Origin of the sequence: Streptomyces tricolor (assembly GCF_002155905.1) — a bacterium.
Lineage (GTDB): Bacteria > Actinomycetota > Actinomycetes > Streptomycetales > Streptomycetaceae > Streptomyces > Streptomyces tricolor.
The window spans coordinates 1-9,198 of sequence record NZ_MUMF01000655.1; the positions used below are offsets into that span (position 1 = coordinate 1).

General features: G+C 72.2%; 11 protein-coding genes. 5 read left to right on the plus strand and 6 right to left on the minus strand.

Annotation, left to right across the window (positions count from 1 at the left end; all coding sequences use genetic code 11):
- Positions 1 to 821, minus strand: an 821-nt coding sequence (locus CCN44_RS36510) for an STAS domain-containing protein (protein WP_414820545.1), incomplete at its 3' end; no start/stop codon positions are given.
- A 137-nt stretch (positions 822 to 958) separates the two neighbouring features.
- Entirely contained in the window at positions 959 to 2,137 is a 1,179-nt protein-coding gene (locus CCN44_RS36515) for a PP2C family protein-serine/threonine phosphatase (RefSeq protein WP_086702968.1), read from the minus strand.
- Positions 2,138 to 2,336: 199 nt separating this feature from the next.
- Between CCN44_RS36515 and CCN44_RS36520 the strand changes: the two genes are divergently transcribed.
- The 3 genes from CCN44_RS36520 (at position 2,337) to CCN44_RS36530 (ending at position 3,857) form a co-directional block, all read left to right on the plus strand.
- Positions 2,337 to 2,768 (plus strand): MarR family transcriptional regulator, encoded by a 432-nt coding sequence (locus tag CCN44_RS36520; RefSeq protein WP_059250160.1) that lies wholly within the window; start codon positions 2,337 to 2,339, stop codon positions 2,766 to 2,768.
- Between the two features lie 316 nt (positions 2,769 to 3,084).
- Complete coding sequence (locus CCN44_RS36525) at positions 3,085 to 3,423, plus strand: helix-turn-helix domain-containing protein (RefSeq protein ID WP_059250159.1); 339 nt, start codon at positions 3,085 to 3,087, stop codon at positions 3,421 to 3,423.
- A gap of 230 nt (positions 3,424 to 3,653) precedes the next feature.
- On the plus strand, positions 3,654 to 3,857 hold the full coding sequence (locus tag CCN44_RS36530) for a cold-shock protein (protein ID WP_030736617.1): 204 nt from the start codon (positions 3,654 to 3,656) through the stop codon (positions 3,855 to 3,857).
- Positions 3,858 to 4,133: 276 nt separating this feature from the next.
- Here the strand turns inward: CCN44_RS36530 and CCN44_RS36535 are convergent, their stop codons facing one another.
- Positions 4,134 to 4,556: an ASCH domain-containing protein gene (locus tag CCN44_RS36535; RefSeq protein WP_059250158.1), complete on the minus strand. Its 423-nt coding sequence runs from the start codon at positions 4,554 to 4,556 to the stop codon at positions 4,134 to 4,136.
- Between the two features lie 112 nt (positions 4,557 to 4,668).
- Here CCN44_RS36535 and CCN44_RS36540 point away from each other — a divergent pair, with 112 nt between their 5' ends.
- The gene (locus tag CCN44_RS36540; RefSeq protein WP_059250157.1) at positions 4,669 to 5,043 is read left to right on the plus strand and encodes a nuclear transport factor 2 family protein; all 375 of its coding nucleotides are present in this window, start codon (positions 4,669 to 4,671) and stop codon (positions 5,041 to 5,043) included.
- 52 nt (positions 5,044 to 5,095) lie between these two features.
- On the opposite strand, the gene CCN44_RS36545 is transcribed toward CCN44_RS36540, so the two are convergent.
- The 3 genes from CCN44_RS36545 to CCN44_RS36555 all read right to left on the minus strand — a co-directional run bounded on the left by CCN44_RS36545 (position 5,096) and on the right by CCN44_RS36555 (position 8,453).
- Positions 5,096 to 5,884, minus strand: a complete 789-nt coding sequence (locus CCN44_RS36545; RefSeq protein WP_059250156.1) for a hypothetical protein — start codon at positions 5,882 to 5,884, stop codon at positions 5,096 to 5,098.
- A gap of 143 nt (positions 5,885 to 6,027) precedes the next feature.
- Complete coding sequence (locus CCN44_RS36550; protein WP_237481010.1) at positions 6,028 to 7,350, minus strand: M64 family metallopeptidase; 1,323 nt, start codon at positions 7,348 to 7,350, stop codon at positions 6,028 to 6,030.
- Positions 7,351 to 7,433: 83 nt separating this feature from the next.
- Positions 7,434 to 8,453, minus strand: coding sequence for a L,D-transpeptidase (locus tag CCN44_RS36555; RefSeq protein WP_086702973.1), 1,020 nt, complete (start codon positions 8,451 to 8,453; stop codon positions 7,434 to 7,436).
- Positions 8,454 to 8,600: 147 nt separating this feature from the next.
- Between CCN44_RS36555 and CCN44_RS36560 the strand changes: the two genes are divergently transcribed.
- Positions 8,601 to 9,119 carry a SigE family RNA polymerase sigma factor gene (locus CCN44_RS36560; RefSeq protein ID WP_059250153.1) on the plus strand — a complete coding sequence of 173 codons (519 nt, stop codon included), beginning with the start codon at positions 8,601 to 8,603 and terminating at the stop codon, positions 9,117 to 9,119.
- The last annotated feature ends 79 nt before the right edge of the window (positions 9,120 to 9,198 follow it).

Sequence of the window (9,198 nt, forward strand, 5' to 3'; positions counted from 1 at the left end):
AGGGCGTCGGCGAGACCGGCCCGGGTGATGATCGATCCGAGGTCGATGCCGAGGTGGACGATGGTCTGCGCGATCGCGGGACGGATGCCGGAGACGATGCACTCCGCGCCCATCAGCCGGGCCGCGGCGACCGTCTTCATCAGGTGCTGGGCCACGAGGGAGTCGACGGTCGGCACGCCGGTGATGTCGAGGATGGCGTACCGGGCCCGTCGGCCCACGATCGCCTCCAGCAGGCTCTCCATCACGATCTGGCTGCGGGCGCTGTCGAGCGTGCCGATCAGCGGGACGGCGACGACGCCCTCCCACAGCTGGATGACCGGGGTGGCCACTTCCAGCAGTTGCTGGCGCTGCCGGGCGATCAGTTCCTCGCCCGCGTTCACCGTCGTCTCCATGACGACCAGTCGGAGCGTGCCCAGCAGAGCCGTCAGCGCGAGCATCGACGCGTGCGCGTGCTCGTCGGCCGGGTCCGCGGACTCGGCGCGCAGCAGCGCGGCCACGGGGGCGCGCAGGCCGGCGACCTCGTCGGCGATCTGGGACGGGGCGAACCCGGCCCGGACGCGGGCGGCGGCCATCCGGCCGAGCTGGTCCCGCACGGTGCCGAAGCCGGGAGCCCGGAGATCCTCCAGCCGTCCGGAGCGGGCCACCTCGGCCAGGGCGTCCACCACGGCCTTGCCGGCCTCGACCGCCTCGTCCCGGGAGACGGTGAAGACCGTGCGGAACAGGGCGGCGTCCGCCCACCGCTGGGCGATCTGCTCGCGGCGCCGTTCCAGGAATCCGCCCAGCTCCCGCGCCACCCCGGGGGCCGTGTCGTGCTCCGCCACCGCATCGTCTCCTCGCTGCGAGCCCTGGGGCCCGCCCCGATGGCGAACCATCCGGCAATCATTGCCGGATGACAAACGTTAGCGCGGGCGGTCCGGCGCGACCACCACGCGATCCTCACGTTCGGCCCGCAGGACCGTCACCGGACCGACGGCCTCCCCCGCCAGTCCAGGCACACCACCAGGGCGTCGTCGTCGGCCACGGGTTTGCCGCGGTGGCCGGTCAGCTCGCGCAGGATGGCGCCGGGCACCTCGGCCGCGGGCAGCAGCCGCGTGGAGTGGATGGCGCTGGCCAGGGCCGCGTCGCCGTACGCCTCGCCCTTCGGGGACGCCACGGCGTGCACCCCGTCGCTGACGAAGACGAGGCGGTCACCGGGCTCGACCCGGAACTCCTGCGCCACGTAGTCGGTCTCCTCGAACATGCCCAGCGGGAGCTGGGCGTCGAAGGTGACGCGTTCCACGGTGCCGCCCCGCAGCCGCAGCAGCTGGGGGGAGCCGGCGTCCACCACGCTCGCCCGGCCGGTCGCCAGGTCGAAGTCGAACATGAGGACGGACAAGTAGCAGCGCCCCTGGTAGTGGGCGTAGACGGCCTGGTCGGCCAGGGCCGCCTGGTCGGCGATGGAGATACCGGCCCGCCGGGCGTTGCGCAGGGCGTTGATGGCCAGGTTCGTCAGCAGGGACGCCTCTATGCCCTCGCCCATGCCGTTGGTGACGTAGAGCATCAGGCGGTCGGCGGTGGCGGACCAGTCGAAGTTGTCGCCGAAGATGGCGTAGGCGGGCTCCAGTTGGGCCCCGAGGTCGTACTCGGCGCGGGAGCAGGAGCGTCCGGGCAGCAGCTGCCACTGCATCTCGGCGGCCAGGGTGAGCCGGTCCTTGCGCCGCGCCTGGAGGTAGAGGTCGGTGTCGCGCTCGGCCACGAGGATCTCGCGCCCCAGCACGTCGGCGACCTCGGCCAGCTCGTCCTCGTACCGGCGCGCCGCCTCGGTGCCGGACAGGGTCACCGACAGCACGCCGAGCCGGTCGCCGCGCACACTGACCGGCAGGTGCAGGCGTGCCCGCCCGTCCCGTACGACCTCGCAGTACGGCTTCTGCGAGCCGAAGGCGCGGCCGGCCGGGCTGTTGTACACGGACACGGGGTCCGGCTCCGGCGCGTGCGGCGGCACGGACACCGGCTGGAGCACCGTCAGGCCGTAGTCGGCCATCAACAGCTCGACGTCCTCCGCGCCGTACTGCTCGACCAGTACGGCACGGATGGCGTCGGGCAACTCATGGGGAGCCGCTGTGCGCAGCGCGCGTTCAGCGGCTTCGAATCTGTTCAATGGGAAACACACCAATCTTTCGCCGGACGACCTACGGGCCTCGCTCATGAGGCCGGGCCGCGGAACGGACCGCGTCGATCGCACCGAGTCATCTGTGGCCGGCGGGTGCGCCTAGTACGCTGACAGGCACCCCAGTGCTTGCGAGAGTGTGACCGTGACTGCCTTCCGCCGCCGCCCAGAGCCCGATGAGGTCGCACGCGTGACCACCACGGCCGTCGAGCTGCTGGAGGTCGTGTGGGGACGGGCCTCCACCGCGCCCACCTCCGCCTCCCAGCTGCGGGTGCTGCACATCCTGGAGCACCACGACGGCATCAACCTGCGCACGCTCGCCGAGTCCCTCGCCTCCACGCCGCCGTCCACCAGCCGCCTGTGCGACCGGCTGGTGGCCGCCGGGTTCGTCGAGCGCGCGGTGAGCGCCCAGGACCGGCGCGAGGTGCGGCTGCACCTCAGCGGTCGCGGCCGTGCGTTCCTCGCCGATCTGCGTGCCCGCAGGGAGCGGGAGTTGCAGACGGTGCTGGCGGATATGCCCCCGGCCAAGCGCGTCGCGCTGCTGGAGGGGCTGGAGGCGTTCTGCGCCGCCGCGGCGACGCAGATACACGGCGTCCCGGGTTCCGGCAGCCGGACCGCCTGAACCCGCGTTCGCGGCGCCGGTGTCAGCCTCGCCTCTCGGTTGCGGCGACCAGCACACGGAGCTGTCTCCGTCCACCGGAGCATTCCAGGTCCTTCCCCGCGCACGTCCGACACGGTTACTTTGTTGCCTCACGGCTATAGTTGTCAAACGGCAACAGTACGTCCGACAGCCCTTACTCGGATCCGGTTACCCCGCGGAGGCGCTTTTTGCGGCGCTTGTGCCGCATGTCTCTCCGGGCGGGGGGCGCCCGGCGGGCGCCCAGGACATCTGTCACGGCGGGCACACATCTCCGTACCTGTCGGAGTTAGGGTGTGCTGTGCCCGCTGAGAACACCCCCGTCGCCGGCAACCTCGACGATGACGACTACCCCGCCTACACCATGGGGCGGGCCGCCGACGTTCTCGGTACCACCCCCGCCTTCCTGCGCGCCGTCGGCGAAGCCGGTCTGATCACCCCGTTGCGGTCGGAGGGCGGCCACCGCCGGTACTCGCGACACCAGTTGCGCATCGCCGCCCGCGCCCGCGAGCTGGTCGACCAGGGCACGCCCATCGAGGCGGCGTGCCGCATCGTCTCCCTGGAGGACCAGCTCGACGAAGCCCTCCGGGTGAACCGGGAAATGCGCCGGAAGCTGGACGACCGCGGCACGGAAACCTAGTCCCGCCGATACAGAAAGAGCGACCACGGCGGGAAGAGAATTACCGGACGGCCCACAAAACACCCGACCGGTTCCGCCCTGCCTGTGCTAGCGTGATAGCAGTTGCAGTTTTGGTTGCCAGAGATTTTTTTCTTTGCAGAGCTTTCCGGATTCTTCCGGAGGGGTGATCATTGCGGCGACTCGGTTCCGCAAAGTGCGGATCCGGCACTGCCCCCCAAGGGAGATTCAATATGGCGTCTGGCACCGTGAAGTGGTTCAACGCGGAAAAGGGCTTCGGCTTCATCGAGCAGGACGGCGGCGGCGCCGACGTGTTCGCGCACTACTCGAACATCGCCACCACCGGCTTCCGCGAGCTTCAGGAAGGCCAGAAGGTGACCTTCGACGTCACGCAGGGCCAGAAGGGCCCGCAGGCCGAGAACATCGTTCCCGCCTGACACTGACGCGAACGCCGCGAGACATCGCTCGCGCACCTTGTGGCTGGGGCCCGCACTCTCGGAGTGCGGGCCCCAGCCCTTTTTCCGTCCTTCACCCTCCGGATTCCACCCGGCCCATTCCCGCGCATTACCGCACCGCCCCCGGGAGAGAAGCGGCGCTCACGGCGTATGGCTGGGGATCACGCAGTTCCGCGGCTGTTCCCGCGGCCTGCCGCCGCCGGCCGGGCGGATCGGGCCGCTCGTGCGCGGACCCGGTGCCGGGAGGACGAGGCCGTCCTAGACCTCCTGGCCGGCTGGGTGCCAGGCGTGTTCCAGCAGGCGGAAGGTCAGGCAGACCACCGGGGTGTCGTCCCGCACCGGGGTGCCCAAGCCCTCCCAGAAGCGGCGGTGGCCGGCGCGCCACTCCTCCAGGGAGGCGTCGCCCTCGCCCTCGGCGGCGGCGTGCTCCCAGGTCACGTCGGCGAAGGGGGTGACCTCGACGCCGGTGATCTCGATGACGCCGACGGGCCGTCCCCCGGCGTCCACCAGGGCCAGCTTCTCGCCGACGTACTCCAGGCCCTCGGTCTCCTTGGCGTACTCCTCCAGCAGACCGGTCGTCGCGGTCTTCGCACCGGACAGGACGAGCGCGTTCAGCTCGGCCCTCATGGCGTCGGGGGTGCCGAGTTCCATCGCGCGCATGCCGTTGACTCGCGGCCACATCGTTCGCATCGCCTCTTTCCGGCACCCGGCGGTCCTGCGGGCGCTTCCGGCCGATGCTATACGTGGGGTGACGGCTTATCAGGCTGCCGTGTGCGGCTGGTATGACTGCTGCATGCTGGAAGAATCCGCTCAGTCGGCGATCGACATGTTTCTCTCCGCGTTCAACGCCCGGGACGACGCTCGGGTGATCGGGCTGCTGTCCCAGGCGCTGACCTCGGACGTGGTGTTCTGGGGCCCGCTCGGGCGCAGCGAGGGTGTGGCGGCGGTCGAACGGTTCGTGCTGGACCTCCGGCGGCACCCCGCCGGCGCCGGCACGATGGTCCGCTGTTCGGCGGTGGACATGCCGGGCGAGTGGGCCCGCTATCGGTGGGCCTTCACCACGCCGGACGGGGGACCGCGGCTGGCCGGGACGGACGTGGTCCACCTGCGGCAGGGCCGCATCGACCAGATGATCGTCTTCGCGGGGGACATCGGGTCCGCTCCCTGACGAGCGCGCTCCCGGGACCGGAGCCTCCGCCCCTCCCGCTACGACGACATGCCTACTGCACGTCCACGAAGTCTCCGGCGGCCTTGACGGCCGGGGTGGTGGAGGTGCCCGCGAAGCTCCAGCGCCAGTAGCCGTCCTCGGCCGCCGTGACCGTGGTCGACAGGGTGCCGGTGCTGGAGGTGGTCACCGTCCTGACGGTGGTGTACGTCGTCGTACCGGCCTTGCGGAACTGGAGCTGGACCGGCTGGCCGGCGTACCCCCGGCGGTCGAGGGTGTCCCAGTTGGCCCGGCTCAGCTTGCCGGTGACCGTCAGCGCCGTGCCCTTGGCGGCCGGCTCCGGGCCCGCGTTGACGGTGAGCGCGGACTGCCGTTGCAGACGGGTCGTGGTGTACTCCGGCGTGTGCGTCCAGCTGTCGTCGTTGGCCACCCCCTGGACGCTGACCTTCCAGGTGCCGGCGTGGGCGTTGGTGAGCAGCCAGTCCGGCTCGAAGGTGAACGTCTGCGAGCAGGTGGAGGTGGTGGCGCTGGAGGCGACGCAGTCGGCGTGCACGTAGTACTGGTTCGACACGAAGCGGTCGTCGTAGACCTGGTACGGGTTCGCGCCGGCCGGTCCGCGCCACAGGACGAAGTCGGCGTCCTGGATGCCGGACGGATGGGTGAACGTCCCCGAGACGGTGACCGTCCTGTCGTAGATGTCGACCACGATGTTCTTGCCCCCCTCGAAGGTGACGTCGCTGATCAGGACGTCCCCCTGGGTCTCGTCGGCGGCGGCGCCGGGGACGGCGAGGCCGGCCAGCACGGCGACGGCACCGAGCACGGCGGAGGCGGCGCGCTTGCGCATGGATCTCCTTTCACGGGGCGGATCGAGAACCGGTGCGCGAGGGCTTCGCGCACGAAGATCCGCCCTGCCTCCCCAGCGCACCCGCCGCCTCGAACGTCACACCGGCCCCTGCTCTCCGAGCGGCCGGTCCGGGCGCGGGACGGTCAACGCAGCGTCCAGGTAAGGGAGTTGGCGGCGCGGGCACGGGCCGCCGGGTCCCGCAGGGCCGCCGTGCGGTCGGTCACCGTCGCGGTGACGCGGTGGCCGGGGCCGCGGGCGCCCAGCGCGTACGGGGTCACCGTGCGCAGGCCGGTCGCCCAGGGGACCGGCCTGCCGTCGACGGACCAGGTGAGGCGGAGGTCGGCGAGGCCGGTCAGCGGGGCGAGGCGTACGGTGATCGGCCGGGTGCCGCGGACCGGCTCGGCCGTGGGGACGGGCGAGGTCAGCGCGTCCGCGTCGGCGTAGAAGCCGGCGATCATCGCCTCGCGTCCGACGACGTTGAACTCGGTCGCGGCCAGCGTGCGCATGAGGGAGGTGTCGGTCGGGCGGTGGACGCCGGTCTCGTAGTAGCCGCCGCCCTCGTAGGTGCCGACGACCGAGCCGGTCGGGTCCTGGACCCCGGCCCAGCGGCGCCACTTCGCCTCGGCCGGGTCGCGGCGGAGGGTGAGGTTGGCCGCGGCGGGCTCCTCGGCCCAGGGGTAGGGGCCGTAGCCCGGGTACTGGTACTCGTCGGCCAGCTCGCCTATGGAATGGCCCAGTTCGTGGGCGCCGATGAGGTACGACCGGTCGTTGTCCGAGGACATCGTGGCCACGCCGTGGAAGGGGGAGCCCGGCGGCAGATCGGGGGCGGAGTAGCCGGCGCCGCCGTACTTGGCGGAGTTCGCGACGACGAAGACGATGTCGGCGTCCGGCGCGAGGGCCGCGTACCGGGTCACCGCGCCGGTGTCCACGCACAACAGGCGTTCCAGGCCGTCGCAGAAGAAGGCGGAGCCCAGCGCGGTCTTCCTCACCACGTCGGCCGTGGGGTCGCCGGAGACACCGGACTCGGGGGACACGGCGCCGACCAGCCAGATGTTGAACAGGCCGCGGTAGCTCCGGTACGGCTCGATACGGAAGATCGCGTCGAGCTTCTCCGCGGCGTCCGCGGCGAACTCGTCCTGCTGGCCCGCGGTGTAGCCGTCGCCCGTCACCACCAGGTCGAGCCGTCCGGAGACCGGCCCGGTGCGCTGGAGCGGCCGCACCGCCGGGTCCGGCGCGCGGTCGGCACGCCGTGCGGCCGGCGTGTCCGCCGGGACGGTCACCCGGCGGGGCTCGGCGCCGGGACCCGGGAAGTACTCGACGCGCTGGACGCGCTGCGGCGGGGCGGCCTCGGCCGGTTCCGCGGCCGGCCCGCCGGTCGACGCCGCCGCGACGGCGAGGACGACTGCGGCGGTGCGGGTCCAACGGCGGTGCGGTCTTGCGCGGTACGGCACGGCGACCTCGCTCAAGTATGCGGTTAAGTGCGTTTAATGGCGCGCTTAACCTAGGGGCGGGTGCCGTAACTCGCAAGAGGTGCCGATCAGTTGACGTGCTACGAGTGGGACGGCGAGCCGGAGCTCCCCTTCCCGCGGGTCGCGCTGCCGGCCAGCCACTCGTCCCAGGTGAGGTTCCAGTCGCCGTAGCCGTTGCCGGCCTCCACGGTGTCCTTCGAGCCGGTGACCCGGATGACGTCGCCGGGGATGATCCGCCGGTAGAAGCGTTCGGCGGTGCCGTCGGTGGCGAGACCGACGCAGCCGTGGGTGACGTTGGCCCGGCCGGCGTAGGTGTTGGCCTTGGGGTTCTGGTGGAGGTAGGTGCCGGACGCGGTGAGGTGCACCGCCCAGGCGTAGTAGCCCTGGTAGGCGTCACCGAGGCCGACGGTCCGGGAGTCCATGTAGACCTTCGGCTGCTTGTCCATCACCACCATCGTCCCGTTCCAGGTGTCCAGGCCGGGCCGGCCGGCGGTGACCGGGATGCGGGCGGTGGGCCGTCCGTCCTCGGCGACGGTCATCGTGTGGCGGCGCACGTCGACGGTGGCGGTCAGCGAGCGGCCGATGGTGAAGTGCCGTACGGCGTGGCTGCCGACGCGCAGGGTGACGCGGGTGCCGGGCTTCCAGTGGGCGGGCGGACGGTAGTCGACGCGCTGCCCGTCGAACAGGTTGCGGTCCTTGACCCAGCTCCAGGCGCCGGTGACGGCGGGCTCGGTGCCGACGGAGAGCCGGCGCTCGACCGCCGCCCGCTGGGAGCGCGGGACCGGGCTGGGGAAGGTCACGGATATCGGCATGCCGACGCCGACGGTCGCGCCCTCGCCGATGTTGACCCTGGCCCGGGCGAGGGCGGCCGGCTCGGGGACGGCGGGCGCGGACCGGCGGGGCGCGGCGGTGGGCCGGTGCGAGCCCCCGGCGGCCGGCTCGGTGCCGGACGACGAGGTGCCCGACGACGAGGTGCCGGCCGACGAGGTGGTGGCCGCGCAGCCGGTCGCGGAGAGGACGAGCGCGCAGGCCGCCGCGAGGGCGCCGAGAGCGGTACGCGCGCGGCGCGGGCGGCGATCGGTCGAGTCGTGCGTGGACATGGAAGTTCCCCCCTGAGGTGTGCGGACATCGTCTGTACGCACCGCGAGGGGACCGGGTTGCATCCGGTCACCGGGAACTTTCCACGCCGGGATCGCCTCTCCGTATCGGGGGACCGGGACACGGGGACACAGGGCACGGGGGGGCGGATGACCGAGGAGGAGTTCGACGCCTTCTACGCGGCTGCCTTCCCCCGCCTGGTAGGGCAGCTGTACGCCTTCACCGGCGACCACGCCGAGGCCCAGGACGTGGTGCAGGAGGCCTTCGTCCGGGCCTGGGACCGGCGTGCGTCCTTCGACGCGGCCGAGGCGCCCGAGGCGTGGATCCGCACGGTCGCCACCCGGCTCGCGGTCAGCCGCTTCCGCCGGGCCCGGCGCTGGCTGGAACTCGTCCGCAAGGACAGCCCGCCGGAGCAGACCCCGGGACCCGGCCCCGAACACGTCGCCCTGGTCGCCGCCCTGCGCGCACTGCCCCCGGCGCAGCGGCTGGCCGTGGTCCTGTACCACGTGTGCGATCTGAGTGTGGACCAGATCGCCGCGGAGACGGGCGCGCCTGTCGGGACGGTCAAGGCCCGGCTGGCCCGGGGCCGCGCCGCACTCGCCCGCCATCTGTCGCCCGAGGAGGCTGAGACCATGACCGGGACGAAGGAGGCCACCCATGCCTCATGACCCGTCGGGCCCGGCCGCGCCCGAGGACCGCTCCGACCGGCTCACGGACGCGTTGCGCGAGGTCGCCGCGGCGGGCCGG

Bases quoted from the DNA above. Each gene is read 5' to 3' on its own strand.
- CCN44_RS36555 (WP_086702973.1), bottom strand. From the start codon at position 8,453: ATGTCCACGCACGACTCGACCGATCGCCGCCCGCGCCGCGCGCGTACC.
- CCN44_RS36530 (WP_030736617.1), top strand. From the start codon at position 3,654: ATGGCGTCTGGCACCGTGAAGTGGTTCAACGCGGAAAAGGGCTTCGGC.
- CCN44_RS36560 (WP_059250153.1), top strand. From the start codon at position 8,601: ATGACCGAGGAGGAGTTCGACGCCTTCTACGCGGCTGCCTTCCCCCGC.
- CCN44_RS36545 (WP_059250156.1), bottom strand. From the start codon at position 5,884: ATGCGCAAGCGCGCCGCCTCCGCCGTGCTCGGTGCCGTCGCCGTGCTG.
- CCN44_RS36535 (WP_059250158.1), bottom strand. From the start codon at position 4,556: ATGTGGCCGCGAGTCAACGGCATGCGCGCGATGGAACTCGGCACCCCC.
- CCN44_RS36540 (WP_059250157.1), top strand. From the start codon at position 4,669: ATGCTGGAAGAATCCGCTCAGTCGGCGATCGACATGTTTCTCTCCGCG.